The sequence below is a fragment of the Paenibacillus sp. GCM10023250 genome, assembly GCF_042653205.1.
In the GTDB taxonomy this organism is placed as follows: domain Bacteria; phylum Bacillota; class Bacilli; order Paenibacillales; family Paenibacillaceae; genus Paenibacillus_Z.
This window is the reverse complement of sequence record NZ_JBHSHY010000005.1, coordinates 21,808-36,341: the sequence shown is the minus strand read 5'-3', so window position 1 is coordinate 36,341 and position 14,534 is coordinate 21,808. Positions and strand designations below refer to the sequence as shown.

Sequence of the window (14,534 nt, the reverse complement as noted above, 5' to 3'; positions counted from 1 at the left end):
GTACATTTGTAGTTTCATCTCGTACACTAAGGAGAGCAGTCCACCCGAAAGGAAGGCGCTCTCATGAAACCGTCCGCAGCCGGCGCGCGCGCCGCGTCGTCGCGCAATCCCGACCATTCCGCGTTCACCGTCACGAACAATACGCAGCCGGCCCAAGGCGAGCTGTCCGTCATGTTCAGCGGCGAAGGCAAGCCCAATCCCGGACACGGCATCGGGCCGGCCGTCCATAATTACTACCTCATCCATACGGTGTTGGGCGGCCGGGGCAATTTCGAGATCGACGGCCGCCGCTATGCGTGCGCGCGCGGGGATACGTTCATCATCTTCCCGGACGAGCTGTTCACCTACTTCGCCGACGAGCGCGACCCGTGGCACTACGCGTGGGTGGCGTTCAAGGGCCATGCCGCTGAGCATCTGCTGCTCGGTCTCGGCTTCTCGCCGGCGAACCCGATCGTCCGCGCGCGCGACCTCCGTCCGCTGAGCTCGCTGTACCGCAAAATCCGCGGGACGCTCGAGCAAACGCCGTTCCCCGAGCTGGCCGACCTGGAGGCAGGCGGCTACCTGCGCGTGCTGCTTAAGGAGCTCGGGCTGCGGAACGAGGGCAAGCTCGTCTTCAATTCGCTTGCCATCCTGCCGGACATCGAACGCCAGATCAAGCGCGCGGTCCGCTGGCTGTCCTATCAGTACGCGCAGCCGATCTCGATCGAGGAGCTCTCGCGCAGCCTCGGCTATCACCGCACGCATCTCTCCAAAATGTTCAAGCAGGTGACCGGCGTCTCGCCGATGCAATTCCTGCTGAAGGTGCGGATGGAGCGGGCCAAGGAGCTGCTGAACGAGCAAAGCCACCTGTCGATCGACCAGGTGGCTTCATCCGTCGGCTATCCCGACGCGCTCTATTTCTCCAAGCAGTTCCGCAAGACGTTCGGCTGCTCGCCTTCCGAATACCGGGCGCAAGCCCGAGGCGGCTAGCGGCCGATACGTCAAACAGGCTTTGCTTCCGGTATCGCTGCCGGGAGCAAAGCCTGTTATCCGTCCATGACGTCATGCGTTCCTATCCGCGCCGCCCTCTCGACGGCCCTTCCAGCCTTCGCCGGGCCGCCGGCCGTTAGTTGTTGACCGTGTGCAGCTCTTCGCGGTGCTCGGCGATGAGCTCCTGGCCTTTGTCCGTCACGTCTTCCGCGACGTCCATGACCTGCTCGCCCGTATCTTCGAGCGTCTCCTTCGCGTCGCCGCGCCAGCCCCGCACGTTATCCACGACAGAAGCCGCCGTATCCCTTACCTTGACCGCGGCGGTGCTCGCCGTCGAGCTGACCTGCTTCGCTACTTGTACCGTCTTGTCGCCGACTTGGCCGGCGATGCGTGCCGTTTGCTCGGTGACGGTTTGCGTCTTGTCGGCGATGTCTCTCCGAAGTTCCCGGCCCGATTTCGGCGCCAGCAGCAACGCCGCCACGGAACCGACTACGCCGCCTGCGATCGCGCCATACATAAATGCTTTTTTCGCCATGATGAACACTCCTTTTTAGTTCGCCGCAGCCCGGACGAACGGTCCGTATGCCTCCGGCGTGATCGTTGACTGCACGGCCCGCCGGTTCGGCTTGCCGCGTTCGCAGTCGCTTATTACCTCATATCGTGCCCTCTTTCACGGTCTGGGCATGCACCCTTTCGGCAGCGGCGTCCTCTTTCCGTTTATCTTTCCAGAAATGGTACACCGCGTATCCGACTTCTGCCCAATTCATCGCGTCCGCGATTCCGCGCTTCACTTTGTCGCCGGATTTGCTCGCGTAGCGGTCGACCGCTTCGTTCAGCTCGCTGGAAATCCAGTTGATGGTGAAGGAAAGCTGGTTCGCCGATTCTCCGATGCGCTTCGTCGCTTCCGTCAGTTTCGTTATGCCGTCCACCGATTTTTGGACCGTCCGCACCGTCTCCGTTAACGGGTCGAGCAGATCGCTGACCTGCGCGACGGCGACCTCGGCGCGGCGTTCCAACGATTCGGCCAGCTGCATCATTCTACCGATTCGCTTATCCAGCGACCGCAGCCACAGCAGGATGCCGATGACCAGGACGACGAATGCGACTGCCGCAACGCCTTCAAACCAAATGGCCATTTACGGACCACCTCCATTCCAACTCTCTGTACGAGTGGGCGCGAGCCCATTACGTATTACTTATATACACAGCATGGGCTTGGCTTGACACTTCTTTCGACAATAAAAAAAGACGCCGGAGCTCGCTCCCGCGTCGTTCGATCCGATTCGATTCAGGCGCCGGCGATGCGGTAGCTGCATTTGCCGCCGCCCTTCGCCAAGCATTCCGTCCGTTCCACGTCCGTGCCGAGCAGCTGCCGGAACAGCGCCAGCTCGCATTGGCAAGCCTGCTGATACCGGTTCGCCACCTGCGCGATCGGACAGTTGTATTCGTGAAGCACCAGCCCTTCGCCGTCTTCCTCCACCTGCACCATATAGCCGCCGTCGTTCTGAATCGCGGCCAGCTCCGACACCTTCTCTTCCAGCGACTTGCCTTCCATCCGGTAGGCGTAGCGGTCCAGCAGCTTGCGCTTGCGGCCTTCGAACAGCCGGTCGATGATCGCGGCCGTCTCGGGGTCGTCCTCCAGCTCCTCCAGCAGATCCATCGCCAGGACGTGATAGTTTTTGGGAAACAGCAGCTCGGCTTGCTCCGTCAGACTGAACATATGCGTCGGCCGGCCCATGGCCTGGCGAACGACGGTCGGCGCGATCAAGCCGTCCCGCTCCAGCGTGCCGAGATGACGGCGCACAGCCATTTCCGTGATCTGCAGCTGTCTCGCCAGCTCGCCGGCGTTCATCTGGCCATTCGTCTTCAGCAGCGTAAGCACGGTCTGCCGCGTCGAGCCTTCCTGCCGGACCGCCTGCTCCTTGCGCATGAACGGCATTCCGCCCGGTTCCATTCCCATTCCATCCACCACCTTCGGCCTATGCAGGCTGCTGCGTTTTGAGGTCATTGTACCCCATTTCGGCCGATTCGTAAATCGACGCCCGCCGGGTCCGGGTCACGCGCCCAGCTCCTTAAGCAGGTAGGCTTCCACGGCTTCCTTGAACGCCGCGAGCGTGTCCGGCAGCTCCGCCGCGAACGGGTGAAGCTCCGACCGCTTCCAGTTGAAATAGTCCTGCGCGAGCGGCCGGCGCAGCTGCACGAGCTGAAGCAGCGGCGCGGTCAGCGCTTCCGGGAACACGCCTTCGCCCGCGATGATCGTCACGATATCCTCGTAGCTGCTGGCGTCGCGCATGATGAAGCCGTCGATCAGATAGCTCCCGACGTCGGTGACGATTTCGATTGCCAAGTACAGCGCGCGCTCCTGCGCCAAGCCTTGAAGGAGGCTGCCGTTCCACTCCGAGCGGAGCGCGCGGAGCGCCTCGCCCACCTCGGGCAGCGCCGCGAGACGCACCGCGATTTGTTCGCGATTCACATAATACATAGTTGCTTGTACCTCGAATTCCGGTTAAGACCGTTTGTTTTTGCGCGCCTTGCGCTTGAGCCAGATCGTCATCACGATGAGACTGACGATGACGACGATCAGGTAAGTCATCATTTCGAATACGTCACCCATTCGCTATGCCCCGTCCTTACGTTTCGTAATCCACGCTTGCGGAAGCTTCGCGGACTTCGGCCATATGCGCGATGACCTTTTGATGCTCCGGGTGCACCTGGTAGGCGCTCATCGCTTCCATCGAGTCGAACGTCGTCACGAGCGCGATATGGTACGAACGCTCGGAATGCAGCACGTCAGTGCCGACTTCGATGGAACGAAGCTCGTCGATCTTGCCTTCCATGTTCTTCAGCACTTGGACCGTCCGCGCTACGTTCTCCGGGCTGCCGTCCTTCAGTTTGAACAGTACGATATGCGTAATCATCAGTTCGCTCCTTCATAAATTGTGGTGGGGATGCGCTGCACCCTTTTGTCACATAATAACGCAAGGTGCCGGAACTCGGCAATCTTCCAGCAAAGGAGAGGCAGCTCATGCGTTATCCGGTTACGATCGCGGCCACGCTCATCGGCGTCGCGTTATGCTTGTACAATTCGACGGGGTACGATCCGCATAATATGGTCTTCTTCATGTTCAGCGTGCCCGCCTGGATCGCGGACATGGTCGTCGACATTCATCATGCCAACGTGTATCTGATGTACGTTCTGACGGTCGCCTCGTGGGCGCTGCTCGGCTATATCTGCGACTGGGCCATCGCCAGAGGACGCAGCCGCCGGCGCTCGTACGACTGAGCGGGCGCCGCGCCGCATGCCCGGATGATAAAAAAGGAGCCGCTTCGGGCTCCTTTTGTTTGCTTATTCGACGATGAGCACGGATTTCATATCCGCATGGCCGACGCCGCACATGACCGCGCAGTGCATTTCGAACGTGCCCGCTTTATCGAAGGTGACCTCCTGCGACAGCTTGTCGCCTGCCAATTCGATGCCGAGATCCGGGATCGAAAGACCGTGAATGCCGCTTTTGTTGATGAGCTCCAGCTTCACTTTATCGCCCTTTTTGACGTGGTATTCCTTTTGGTCGAAGACGAAGTCCTGCGAAGCTTCCACCTTCAGCAGCGATTCGCCCGGCGGCAGCGAAGCCGCTTCGTCGACCGGCTTGTCCGGAAGCTGGGTCGTAAGAAGAACAACGCCCAAAACGCAAGCCGCTGCGAAAACGACGAACATAATCCACTTATGCATTGTCACTTGCTCCCCTTTTCATCAAATGTCTACTCCTTATATTACCTAAGATCGTCCGTTATTCTCAACCTTAAACTAATCCGGCCGTCAAACTTTTTTCTTTTTTTGACAAATCGATGAACGTTTTTTGACAGCCTTTCCGCCTTGCCCTACACGCTCCGCCGCTTCAAATATCCCTTGAGCAGCCGCTCCGCTTCCGCCTTCACGAATGTCCACGGCATGGAGAACGACCGCTGGAAGCCCATGCACCGGTAGGTGGCCGTCAGCGATTCCTCCGTCCGCTTCTCGTCGAAGCCGCCGATCCCGCTCGCCTTGAACTGCCTGCGGATGCCGGCGAGGTCGAGCAGCACGCGGTCCTGCAGCCCGCGCATCATCGATTCGTACAGCCGCGGCAGCTTCGTCTTCGCCGCCTCGGCGATCCGGATGTCGTGCTCCAGAATCGCACACGCGATGCCGAGCAGCGCGTACCGTCTGACGAGCTCCATCTCCTTGCCTAGCAGCGTCCGCGAATCGCCCGTCTCCGGCTGCCCGCCCGCCTCCGCCGGCCGCGTCTCCATATCCAGCGCCATAGGCCCGTCCCTCCATATAATGATTAACACGAACATTTGTTCTCATTATATCAGATGGATGCCGATTGCGCAACGCGGCTTGACCCCGAAAAAAGAGAGGCCGTCCCGATTCAGGATGGCCTAGGCGATTGCGCGGTATGCGCGGGCTTATTTTTTATTTTTGAGCACTTCGATCAACTGGCGTAGCCGGTCCGGGATCGGCACGCCGATCCGTCCCAGGTTCTCGGTCACGGAGATCAGCTCGTTGGCCAAGTAGAAATAAATCGCTCCGCCCATTGCGATATTATCCAGCTCCATCAGGATGTCGACGCGATGCGCCAGCATGATGACAAGCAGCATGAGGCCTTTGCGCGCCAACCCCCAAGAGCCCACCGAACTGTTCAGGCTTCTCTCCTTCAAGGCGGCGGTAATGCCCGTCACGTAGTCGATTCCCATGGCGACCAGCAGCAACGTGAGGGATTCCGGCCAAATGCCGAAGGAGAAGACCAGCACCACGCCAAGCGCGGCCGACGCGCTGCAAGCAATCGTGTGCGGCACGTTTATCCACTCCCCTTTCAATATACGCTGCTTTACAGCATATGCATCGAGGGGGCGGGTTGTCCCTGCCGCAGCCCTGCCGCGCGAGTCATTCCGCGGGGTTCGGGCGCGCGCCGTCCCTTACTTCGCGATGAATCGGTACACGACGCTGTGATAGTCGCCGCGAACCCGTTCTTTAGCCACGCCGGCATACATCAATTCGTCGCCGCCGACGATCTCGCCCGTGCCGATCCACTCGTAGCGGAATTCCGGATCGAGCCCTTTCAGCTTGAGGCGACCGAGCGGCGCGTGCGCTTCGTTCAGCACGGTCACGTGCACGACCAGCGCCTCGCGCTTGTCCGGCGAGACGAACATCCATGCCGTTTCGTTGCCCTCGAACGGGCTGAGCAGGCGGTAGAAGGAGCCGTACTGCACGAGCCCCCGCACGTCCTTCACGAGCGCGACTTGCCGCTTCACTTCTTCCTTCTCCTCGTCCGTGAACGCCGTCAAATCCAGCTCGTAGCCGAAGTTGCCGGACATCGCTATATCGCCGCGCGTCTTGAGCGGGGTCAGGCGGCCGACCTGATGGTTCGGCACGGCGGAGACGTGTGCGCCCATGGCGCTGACCGGATAGACGATGCTCGTGCCGTACTGGATCTTAAGCCGGCTGATCGCGTCGGAGTTGTCGCTCGTCCACGTCTGCGGCATGTAGTACAGCATGCCGGGATCGAACCGTCCGCCTCCGCCGGAGCAGCTCTCGAACAGAACGTTCGGGAACGCCGACGTGATGCGCTCGAGCACGGCGTACAAACCGAGCATGTACCGGTGCGCCGTTTCGCGCTGGCGGTTCGGCGGCAGCAGCGCCGAGCCGATCTCGGACATGTTGCGGTTCATGTCCCACTTGACATAGGTGATCGGCGCGCTGCGCAGAATGCCGCTCACCGCTTCGACGATATAATCCTGCACGTCCGCGCGGGAGAGGTCGAGAATGAGCTGCTGGCGGCCTTCGGACCGGCGGCGTCCCGGCACGTGCAGGACCCAGTCCGGATGCGCGCGGTACAGGTCGCTGTCCGGCGAGACCATCTCGGGCTCGAACCACAGGCCGAATTCCAGGCCGTGGCTGCGTACCCGCTCCGCCAGGTCCTCAAGCCCGTTCGGCAGCTTCTTCTGGTCGACGACCCAATCGCCGAGCGAGCTGTTGTCGCTGTCGCGGTGCCCGAACCAGCCGTCGTCGAGCACGAACAGCTCGATGCCGAGCTCGCTCCCCGCCTTGGCGATCGCTTCGATTTTGTCGGCGTTGAATTCGAAGTAGGTCGCTTCCCAGTTATTGACCAGAATCGGACGGACCGCTTCGCGGAACGCGCCGCGGCACAGCCGCGTCCGGTACAGCTCGTGGTAGGTCCGGGACATGGTCCCGAGTCCCTCGTGCGAGAAGACCAGCACCGCCTCCGGCGTCTGGAACGATTCGCCCGCTTCCAGGCGCCACGAGAAATCGAACGGGTTGATGCCCATGTACGCGCGCGCCGTATGGAATTGATCCACCTCGACGCCGCCCGCGAAGCTGCCGCTGTAGACGAGGCTGAAGCCGTAGACGTCGCCGTGGTCTTCGGTCGCCCCTTCGGCGAGCAGCGCGAAGAACGGATTATTGTTATGGCTGCTGGAGCCGCGGCGGCTCTCGATCGCTTGGACGCCCGGCGTCAGCGCGCGCTTGTGGACGTAGCGTTCGCGCGCCCAGGAGCCGGACAGCTGCAGCAGCTCGAAGCGGTCGTGCGGCAGGTCGACGCTGAAGCTCAGCGCGCGCGTCAGCTGCACGGCCTCGGCGCCGGCGTTCGCGATGCGCGCGGAACGGATGACCGCGTCGAACGCTTCGAAGACGGTATAGGACAGCTCCGCCTTCAAGCCGGACAGCCGGTCCTCCAGGCGGACGATCAGCGTCTCCGCTTCGTCGGCCCGCTCGTCATACACGGCGGGCAGCCCTTCGAGCGCCGGCTTGCCGGCCTTGATCTCGTGCGAGACGTACAGCAGCTCCGTCACGGTCGTGCCGTTCGGCAGCTGGACGGCGTAGGCCGGGTTGCGGAAGTCGCTCGAGCCGTAGCCCGGGTATTCCTGCGGCAGCGTATCGAGCGAAATGGAACGGTCCTCCGGCACGGGATTCGGGCTGAACGAGGCGCGTTCGACGCGCTTCAGCAGCCGCTCCGCGGCGGCTTCGCTCAGCTTGCGTCCCCAGTAGACGTGGGCCGGGAAGCCCCGGAGCGATTGGAACATGTAGCTCATCGAGGGCGTCTGCAAATGGAACAGGCCGCTCTCGGCGTGAAAGGCGATCGGCATGGCGGAAAATCCTCCCTATGGAATAAACGATGCTGTACGAACGGCAATCCATTACGTCAGTCGTCTACAAGTATAGGTGGAACAAGCCGCGCATGACATGGAGGCTTGAAGCCTTCCTATGGATATTTGTAGGACGGTTCCCCGATTCCAGCTCGTATGCGCAGACGTATTTTCGGCAAAAAAATCCGGCCGTCCCCGAGTCGGTTCGGGAACGGCCGGATTCCGGCGCGCGATTATGGAACGATGACGCCCTTCTTCAGGATCAAATTCGCGTATTGCGCCCCTTCGCCCGTGGCGACGACAGCATGCGCGCCTCGCGCCCGCTCGTAGAACGCGAATCGCTCCAGCTTCTCGAACGGCGCCTCCAGCCCGGTCCGCTCGCGAACGATTCGGCCGTAGACGTCCCAGATCGGCGTCTCGACCTTGTCGCCCGGGACGACCTCCATGAGCGCGGCGGGCTTCGCCTCGTATTGGTCGAGCGGATAGAGCCGCAGCACCGCGTCCAGCAGCTCCGGAATGGCGTGCCCGTCGCACCGGACCAGCCGCCGCGCGTGGCTCGCGGCCGGAAAATTCGCGTCGGCCAGGACGAGCTCGTCGCCATGGCCCATTTCCATCATGATCTTGAGCAATTCGGGCGGGATGATCTTGGGAATGCCCAGCAGCATGATCGCATGCCTCCTGTCGGATTGGCGCGCGCGGACTTGCCCGCGCCGCCGGCTTCTTGTCTAGCGCGCCGTCAAGTCAAGGCGACAACGAATCGGCGAGGCCGATGTCGTCGAGCATGACCTTGCCCCGATCGCTCGTGAAGTAGAACGTCGCCCGGGACAGATGCTCGGGCTCGAACGCGGGATTGGCGGCCCGGAACCGCTCGAGCGGCAGGCTGTACGTCTGGAACACCGGCTCCGTCGGATCCTTGTACTTGCCGTTCATGGCGTTCTTCTCCATCCATGGGAACAAGGTAAAGTGCGTGTACGGCAGCGGCGTGACGGCCTTGAACGCGGAGAGCGGCATGCGGACGGCCGCGCCGTTGCGGCTTTCGAGCTCGACCTCGATCTGCGGCAGCGGAATGCCCGAGCCGCTGTTCTTGGCGCCGTCCCCGTCGAAGCCGGGCAGGTCTCGCTCTAGATTCGTCATGTTGAAGACGAAGTCCTGCCGCTCGCCGCTGGCATGCAGCGCGTCGAACGACGCCGGCAGCCGCAGCGAGTAGCTGCCGTCCCCCTGCTTCCACTCCAGCACCGCGCCGCGCGTGCCCTTGTCGTTGCCGTCGCGGTCCTCCGCCGCGGCCTCGGACCACTGGAGGCGCTCCGCCGACGCCGTCGCCCCGTTCGTCAGCTTCGTCTTGTTGTAATCCTCGTCGATGCGCGCGAGCGGCACGAAGCTGCCGTCCTCGTACCGGTTCAAATACGTCGCCTGCGGCAGCCACGCCTCGCCCGCGCGATAATCCTGGAAGAGCCGCCGGTAGTCGCCGCTGTCGTGCAGCGCCGTCTCGAGGAAGGCCGAGACGTACACCTTCGCGACTTGGCGCTGGTCGTCCGCTTCCATCATGTCGCCCTTCCGCAGCAGCAGGCCGCCCGGCAGGCTGTCGTCCATCGTCCCCCAGCTCGTGTTGAAGCGGCTGTGGTTCGCTTCGCCGATATAGAGCGTCGCCTTGAACCGGTTCGAGCCCGGCGAGAAGCTCGACCGGATATATTGGCGCTCGCCGCCGAACGTGTCGACGTCGCCGTCGCTCGCGCCTTGAAGGGACAAGTAGTACGTATCCTTCAGCTGCGCCTTCTTCTTATCAACCGTCGTATCGGTCGGCGCGATGGCGACGACCGCCTGGATACGGACGGCGTCCAGGCTCGCGAGCGTCTTGTCCGACGCGAACCACTTGCCGCGGTCCGCGGCCATCGCGACCGCCTGGCCGCCGCGGGAATGGCCGATCAGCGCCACCCGGGCCAGATCGACCTTCCCGGAGAACGGAGTGTCCGCTTGCCGATCGAACGCTTCGATCTGCTGCAGGTGCTTGAGCAGCATCCACGCCCGCACCTTCATGTCGTTATCGGGGATGTTGCCCCAGAAGGAATAATTGAGGAAGTTCTCGTCGACCGATACCGCGACGAAGCCGCGGCTGGCCAGCATCTCGCCCAAGTACGCGTAGCCGTCGTCCGAGAACTGCTCCATCAAGTGATTGCCGTGCACGATAAGCACGAGCGGGAACGGTCCGTCGCCCTCCGGCATCCACACCCGTCCGTTTAGGGGAAGCTGCGTCTCGTCGAAGCCCCAGAACAGGCTGCGCACCCACTTCCAGCGGTGAATGTACGCCGACGCGTCGACCGATTCCGACGTGAGCGCGGCGTCCGCGCCGAATTCGCTCCGCTTCTCGTCGGTGCCGCTGCCGTACGTGAACGACTTCACGGCGTACGTACCGTCCGCGGCCGGATTATCCGCCGCCAGCCGCGCGATGTCCGGCTCGCCCTCGATCAGCTGCGCGTCCGCCGGCACGTCGCCGTATACGTTGACGGGCCAGCTCTCGAAGGTCAGGCCCGACAGCGTGACCGCGACGATCAGCGCCGCCTTGAGCGCCATCGGCACCCGCTCGCTGGCCAGCGCTCCGATGAACAGGCCGCCGGCGAACCCGATGCCCGCGACGATGCCGGCCAGCACGATCGACATCCAGTCGCCGAGGTTCGCCTTATCCGCGATGAACCAGAGGGCGAACACGGCAAAGGCGAGCGCCCCCGCCGTCAGCCGCGGAACCGGCGCGTATGCGAGCGACAGCAGGTACGCGAGCGCCAAGCCCGCGGCCGCCATGCCGACGGTGCCGAGCAGCACCGCAGCCGCGGCGTCGAAGAGGACCCCGATGCCCGTCGGCATGCCGAGCGCCGTCACGACGAGCACCGCGCTAAGAACAAGCCATATGCCGGCGATGGCCGCGCGCCAGATCGCCGTATCGAAGCGGAGCGTCGCCCGGCCGCGGCGCAGCAGCCAAGCCCAGATCCGCTTGAAGGCCGGCTTCCGCCGCGGCGGAAGCGGCAGCGGCGCGAGCGGCGTATTCAGTTCGAGTTCCATCTGCGCTCAGCTCCTCTCCGTCCGCGCTTGATGCTTGGTGTACCGGAACTATTGATGCGCGCGGCATCTGGTGAAGCATGAAGAACTTGCATCCGGCGCATCTCTTTTCTCGAATTCTATAGAATCTATCTAATCTGAATCTATCGAATCGTTTCGCGAGCACGCAGCGAAGCGATGAGAATCGCGTCGCCGCGCGAATCTCGCCTGCTTCGATTATACGACGGTTCCCGGCCGTGACCAAGACGCAGTTGTTGTCACGATTGGGAATCGAACCGGACGGTGACGCACAGAATCTCGCTCCGGCTGCCGATCCGGATCGGCGGTCCCCACGTGCCGAAGCCGCAGGACACGAACGCGTGCAGCGAGCCGAACGCCCTATACCCCCAGTCCAGCTCGAAGATCCGCCGCGTGAACCAATGGTTCGGCGCCATCTGGCCGCGATGCGTGTGGCCGTGGAACGACACGTCGATGCCCGCGCCGGCGATTTCCCGGATCGCCGCCGGCTGGTGGTCCATCAGGATCCGCGGCTTGCCGTCGCGGAGGGGGGCCGTCAGCTCCGCGACGGATGCCCGCCCGCGGTCGGTCTTGTCCTTGCGGCCGATCAAATGGACGCTGCCGGCGATCGCGAAGGTCTCGTCGCGCAGCACGGGGATGCCGAGCCCGCGCATCGCTTCGACGTACGCGTCGATGCCGCCGCCGTGATATTCGTGGTTGCCAAGCACCGCGTACGTGCCGTACGTCGACCGGATCCGCGCCAGCCGGCTCCCGTCGTCGCGCCGCAGGAACGGCTCGACGTCGTCGTCGAGCACGTCGCCGACGAGCAGCATCACGTCGGGCCGCAGCCCGTTGACGCGCCGGACGAGCCGCTCCAAGTGGCGGCGCCCCACCGTCGTGCCGAGATGGAGATCGGATGCCGCCGCAATGCGCAGCTCTTGTAAAGCGCCGCCCGGTTTGGGAACCGTGACCGCGTATTCCTTCACGACCGGCGACCACGCGTTCCGCGAGCCGAGCAGCAGTATGCCGAGCAGCAGCAGCGTCACCGCGCTTCCGGTATAGAGGATCGCATGCGCGTTCGAGACGCCGAGCGCGCGCAGCGCCCAGGCGGCCAGATCCGCGGCCGGCAGCAGCAGGACGGCGTATTGGAAGACCGCGATCCAGTACGAGCCGGCCCACTTCAAGCCGAGCGCGGCGAAGGCCGGAAGCCGGCGGCGCAGCAGCCGGGCGAGCAGATAGCCGAACGCGAGGACGAGATACACGGGCCAGAACGTCAACCCATACGCAAGCCCGGACGCACCCGTCACCTCCCCGATAAACAACGCCGCGTGCCAGCCCGCATAGACCTGCAATCCCGCGAACAGCAGCAGCATAAGCAACATTCTGACCCTTGGTGGCAAATTGCGCATCGCCCGCTTCACAACCTTTCCCATTCGCTTGCTCGGTTCGTCACGTTCACTTCGTTTTCACTTGAAACTATCGATTCCGTCTAGCGCAGGAAGCCTATCCTATTAGTATAGCGACTCGGGGACGGAAATGCGACGCGCGCGCAAAAAAGCCGGCTGCGCATGATGCAGCCGGCCGGCAGCCGGAAGAATATTCGTGTCCGCGCGCCCGCTTCGGTCATCGCGTCTCCGCGCGGCAAGCCCGGGGCGTCGAGCCGAACCGCTTCTTGAACGCGCGTTCGAAATGCGGCAGCGTGCCGGAGCCGGAGGCGAAGCAGATCTCCGTCACGGGCAGCCGCGTCGTCATGAGCAGCGACTTGGCGAACTGCAGCCGCAATTCCTGGACGTATGTCTGGAAGGTGACGCCGGCCGCCTTGCGAAAGCATTCGCTGAAATAGTTCGGAGACAGACCGCAGCTGGCGGCGGCCTCCTCGAGCGGAAGCGGGTCGCGGAAATGATGCTGGATATGGATGAGCGCCTTGCGGACGGACGGCGCCATCGGCCCGTCGCCGTCCATAGGCCCGCCGGCTTCCCGCGGCCGGCTGCGCCGGGACAGCCCGATGAGCAGCCGCTCGACGCTCCCCTGCACGAGCAGCTCGCCGCCCGGCCTGCGCTCGGCGGACTCCTCCCCGATTAGCGCGAACTCCCGTTCCGCCGCCTCCGTCTCCTCCGGGCCGTAATCCGCGGCATGGCCGCCGCCCTGCTCGAACAGCAGCGCCAGCAGCGAGTCCCGGATGATCCGGTCGGTGAAGATGAGATCGTAGAGCTGCAGCGTTCCGCCGGGATCCGGCTCCAGGCTGTGGAAGTCGGCGGGGGTCAGCAGAAACGCCGAGCCGCGCGCGAGGCGCGAAGGGACGCCGTTCAGGACATGCGTGCCGCTGCCCGCGACCACGAAGCCCATTTCGAAAAATTCATGCCAATGCGTGCCGATGCGGCCGTCGACGTGATGCCGGAACAGCCGGACGGGCGCGGACAGCGTCATGTAGCTCTCGTTCATCAGCCTTTCGGGTCCGCCGCTTGCCTGCATGGCCTGCGCCTCCTTCCGCATTCGCCGCTTCGCTTCAGACGTTGACGAACGGATTGCCGGCGACGTCTCTGCCGCGCGCCAGCCATATTTTGAAGCCCGGGTTCTTCTCGGGAATGACCTTCGCCTCCGTGGAGAAATACCGCATCGTATAGCCGCAGCGGCGGAACGGGCTCTTGTTCGGCGTCGCGCCGTGGATGATCCGGGAATCGTGAATGGAGCACTGGCCGGGCTCCAATTCGAAATAGACCGCCCGCGATTCGTCGATATTTTTGATCTGCGAGGCGAATATATTCTCGTCTTCGCTGACCGCCTCGTAATCGGAGAAGCCGTTCTTGTGCGTGCCCGGAATGACGCGCATGCAGCCGTTCTCCTTCGTGCTGCGGTCGATGGCGAGCCAGACGGTGGCGATTTTGTCGAAGCGGTCGAGGCGGCCCTTCCAATATGCGGAATCCTCGTGCCACGGCGTCTGCTTGCCGATCAGCGGCTCCTTGCAGATGAAATGGCTGGACCACAGCCCGATGTTCGGCCCCAGAATCGGTTCGACGAGATCGAGCACTTCGTCGGCCAGCAGAAACTTCAGCAGCCGTTCGTCGCGGAAATGCGGCGTGTCCAGCTCGCTGTTGAGCCGGCGCCCGACCATCTCCCACTGCTCTTCGAATATCGCGGATAGCTCCGCCTGCTTCGCGGCGTCGAACAGCTGATTCCGGTACAGGACATAGCCCTGCGCACCGTACTGGTCCACGTCCGCCTGCGTCAACCTGCCGCCTAACGTGTTTGACATCTCTTCCGCCTCCCTAAGATTGCGGTTGCCCGCGACGCTACGGCGATGCCGCAGCAGTATGGCTTCATTATCGCGCGATCGCGGCGGAAGCGCTTCACATCTTCACCGATAAAGTATGCTTATC

16 protein-coding genes are annotated in these 14,534 nt (G+C 63.1%); 2 read left to right on the top strand and 14 right to left on the bottom strand.

Annotated features, from left to right (window positions below; translation table 11 throughout):
* The first annotated feature begins 63 nt into the window (after positions 1 to 63).
* Positions 64 to 969 carry a helix-turn-helix transcriptional regulator gene (locus tag ACFPB1_RS06600; protein WP_379223224.1) on the top strand — a complete coding sequence of 302 codons (906 nt, stop codon included), beginning with the start codon at positions 64 to 66 and terminating at the stop codon, positions 967 to 969.
* Between the two features lie 136 nt (positions 970 to 1,105).
* Here ACFPB1_RS06600 and ACFPB1_RS06595 read toward each other — a convergent pair whose 3' ends face one another.
* From ACFPB1_RS06595 to ACFPB1_RS06575, 5 genes are all read right to left on the bottom strand, one after another.
* Positions 1,106 to 1,504, bottom strand: coding sequence for a YtxH domain-containing protein (locus ACFPB1_RS06595; protein WP_379223222.1), 399 nt, complete (start codon positions 1,502 to 1,504; stop codon positions 1,106 to 1,108).
* A gap of 118 nt (positions 1,505 to 1,622) precedes the next feature.
* A complete protein-coding gene (locus ACFPB1_RS06590) occupies positions 1,623 to 2,105 on the bottom strand; it encodes a DUF948 domain-containing protein (RefSeq protein ID WP_379223220.1) in 483 nt (160 codons plus the stop codon).
* A gap of 152 nt (positions 2,106 to 2,257) precedes the next feature.
* Positions 2,258 to 2,923, bottom strand: coding sequence for a helix-turn-helix transcriptional regulator (locus ACFPB1_RS06585; protein ID WP_379223536.1), 666 nt, complete (start codon positions 2,921 to 2,923; stop codon positions 2,258 to 2,260).
* 102 nt (positions 2,924 to 3,025) lie between these two features.
* Positions 3,026 to 3,451 carry a DUF86 domain-containing protein gene (locus ACFPB1_RS06580; protein WP_379223219.1) on the bottom strand — a complete coding sequence of 142 codons (426 nt, stop codon included), beginning with the start codon at positions 3,449 to 3,451 and terminating at the stop codon, positions 3,026 to 3,028.
* Between the two features lie 148 nt (positions 3,452 to 3,599).
* Positions 3,600 to 3,887, bottom strand: coding sequence for a Dabb family protein (locus tag ACFPB1_RS06575; RefSeq protein ID WP_379223218.1), 288 nt, complete (start codon positions 3,885 to 3,887; stop codon positions 3,600 to 3,602).
* Between the two features lie 107 nt (positions 3,888 to 3,994).
* On the opposite strand from ACFPB1_RS06575, the gene ACFPB1_RS06570 reads away from it, so the two are divergent.
* On the top strand, positions 3,995 to 4,252 hold the full coding sequence (locus tag ACFPB1_RS06570; protein ID WP_379223216.1) for a hypothetical protein: 258 nt from the start codon (positions 3,995 to 3,997) through the stop codon (positions 4,250 to 4,252).
* A gap of 63 nt (positions 4,253 to 4,315) precedes the next feature.
* On the opposite strand, the gene ACFPB1_RS06565 is transcribed toward ACFPB1_RS06570, so the two are convergent.
* The 9 genes from ACFPB1_RS06565 to ACFPB1_RS06525 all read right to left on the bottom strand — a co-directional run bounded on the left by ACFPB1_RS06565 (position 4,316) and on the right by ACFPB1_RS06525 (position 14,410).
* A complete protein-coding gene (locus tag ACFPB1_RS06565) occupies positions 4,316 to 4,699 on the bottom strand; it encodes a cytochrome C oxidase subunit II (RefSeq protein ID WP_379223214.1) in 384 nt (127 codons plus the stop codon).
* Positions 4,700 to 4,848: 149 nt separating this feature from the next.
* The gene (locus tag ACFPB1_RS06560) at positions 4,849 to 5,268 is read right to left on the bottom strand and encodes a hypothetical protein (protein ID WP_379223212.1); all 420 of its coding nucleotides are present in this window, start codon (positions 5,266 to 5,268) and stop codon (positions 4,849 to 4,851) included.
* 147 nt (positions 5,269 to 5,415) lie between these two features.
* Positions 5,416 to 5,805: a phage holin family protein gene (locus ACFPB1_RS06555; protein ID WP_379223210.1), complete on the bottom strand. Its 390-nt coding sequence runs from the start codon at positions 5,803 to 5,805 to the stop codon at positions 5,416 to 5,418.
* A 120-nt stretch (positions 5,806 to 5,925) separates the two neighbouring features.
* Positions 5,926 to 8,112 (bottom strand): alpha-galactosidase, encoded by a 2,187-nt coding sequence (locus tag ACFPB1_RS06550; RefSeq protein ID WP_379223208.1) that lies wholly within the window; start codon positions 8,110 to 8,112, stop codon positions 5,926 to 5,928.
* 233 nt (positions 8,113 to 8,345) lie between these two features.
* The gene (locus tag ACFPB1_RS06545; RefSeq protein WP_379223206.1) at positions 8,346 to 8,777 is read right to left on the bottom strand and encodes an RbsD/FucU family protein; all 432 of its coding nucleotides are present in this window, start codon (positions 8,775 to 8,777) and stop codon (positions 8,346 to 8,348) included.
* 76 nt (positions 8,778 to 8,853) lie between these two features.
* Positions 8,854 to 11,163, bottom strand: a complete 2,310-nt coding sequence (locus ACFPB1_RS06540) for an alpha/beta hydrolase family protein (protein WP_379223204.1) — start codon at positions 11,161 to 11,163, stop codon at positions 8,854 to 8,856.
* Positions 11,164 to 11,417: 254 nt separating this feature from the next.
* Complete coding sequence (locus tag ACFPB1_RS06535; RefSeq protein WP_379223202.1) at positions 11,418 to 12,530, bottom strand: metallophosphoesterase; 1,113 nt, start codon at positions 12,528 to 12,530, stop codon at positions 11,418 to 11,420.
* Between the two features lie 250 nt (positions 12,531 to 12,780).
* On the bottom strand, positions 12,781 to 13,629 hold the full coding sequence (locus ACFPB1_RS06530) for a helix-turn-helix domain-containing protein (RefSeq protein WP_379223200.1): 849 nt from the start codon (positions 13,627 to 13,629) through the stop codon (positions 12,781 to 12,783).
* Between the two features lie 34 nt (positions 13,630 to 13,663).
* On the bottom strand, positions 13,664 to 14,410 hold the full coding sequence (locus ACFPB1_RS06525) for a phytanoyl-CoA dioxygenase family protein (RefSeq protein ID WP_379223198.1): 747 nt from the start codon (positions 14,408 to 14,410) through the stop codon (positions 13,664 to 13,666).
* Positions 14,411 to 14,534 lie beyond the last annotated feature (124 nt).

What these genes read in the sequence shown, in the direction of transcription:
- ACFPB1_RS06565 (WP_379223214.1), bottom strand. Translation starts at nt 4,699, where the DNA reads ATGCATAAGTGGATTATGTTCGTCGTTTTCGCAGCGGCTTGCGTTTTG.
- ACFPB1_RS06600 (WP_379223224.1), top strand. Translation starts at nt 64, where the DNA reads ATGAAACCGTCCGCAGCCGGCGCGCGCGCCGCGTCGTCGCGCAATCCC.
- ACFPB1_RS06550 (WP_379223208.1), bottom strand. Translation starts at nt 8,112, where the DNA reads ATGCCGATCGCCTTTCACGCCGAGAGCGGCCTGTTCCATTTGCAGACG.
- ACFPB1_RS06540 (WP_379223204.1), bottom strand. Translation starts at nt 11,163, where the DNA reads ATGGAACTCGAACTGAATACGCCGCTCGCGCCGCTGCCGCTTCCGCCG.
- ACFPB1_RS06570 (WP_379223216.1), top strand. Translation starts at nt 3,995, where the DNA reads ATGCGTTATCCGGTTACGATCGCGGCCACGCTCATCGGCGTCGCGTTA.
- ACFPB1_RS06535 (WP_379223202.1), bottom strand. Translation starts at nt 12,530, where the DNA reads ATGCTGCTGCTGTTCGCGGGATTGCAGGTCTATGCGGGCTGGCACGCG.
- ACFPB1_RS06580 (WP_379223219.1), bottom strand. Translation starts at nt 3,451, where the DNA reads ATGTATTATGTGAATCGCGAACAAATCGCGGTGCGTCTCGCGGCGCTG.
- ACFPB1_RS06595 (WP_379223222.1), bottom strand. Translation starts at nt 1,504, where the DNA reads ATGGCGAAAAAAGCATTTATGTATGGCGCGATCGCAGGCGGCGTAGTC.
- ACFPB1_RS06530 (WP_379223200.1), bottom strand. Translation starts at nt 13,629, where the DNA reads ATGCAGGCAAGCGGCGGACCCGAAAGGCTGATGAACGAGAGCTACATG.
- ACFPB1_RS06590 (WP_379223220.1), bottom strand. Translation starts at nt 2,105, where the DNA reads ATGGCCATTTGGTTTGAAGGCGTTGCGGCAGTCGCATTCGTCGTCCTG.
- ACFPB1_RS06560 (WP_379223212.1), bottom strand. Translation starts at nt 5,268, where the DNA reads ATGGCGCTGGATATGGAGACGCGGCCGGCGGAGGCGGGCGGGCAGCCG.
- ACFPB1_RS06575 (WP_379223218.1), bottom strand. Translation starts at nt 3,887, where the DNA reads ATGATTACGCATATCGTACTGTTCAAACTGAAGGACGGCAGCCCGGAG.
- ACFPB1_RS06545 (WP_379223206.1), bottom strand. Translation starts at nt 8,777, where the DNA reads ATGCTGCTGGGCATTCCCAAGATCATCCCGCCCGAATTGCTCAAGATC.
- ACFPB1_RS06585 (WP_379223536.1), bottom strand. Translation starts at nt 2,923, where the DNA reads ATGGAACCGGGCGGAATGCCGTTCATGCGCAAGGAGCAGGCGGTCCGG.
- ACFPB1_RS06525 (WP_379223198.1), bottom strand. Translation starts at nt 14,410, where the DNA reads ATGTCAAACACGTTAGGCGGCAGGTTGACGCAGGCGGACGTGGACCAG.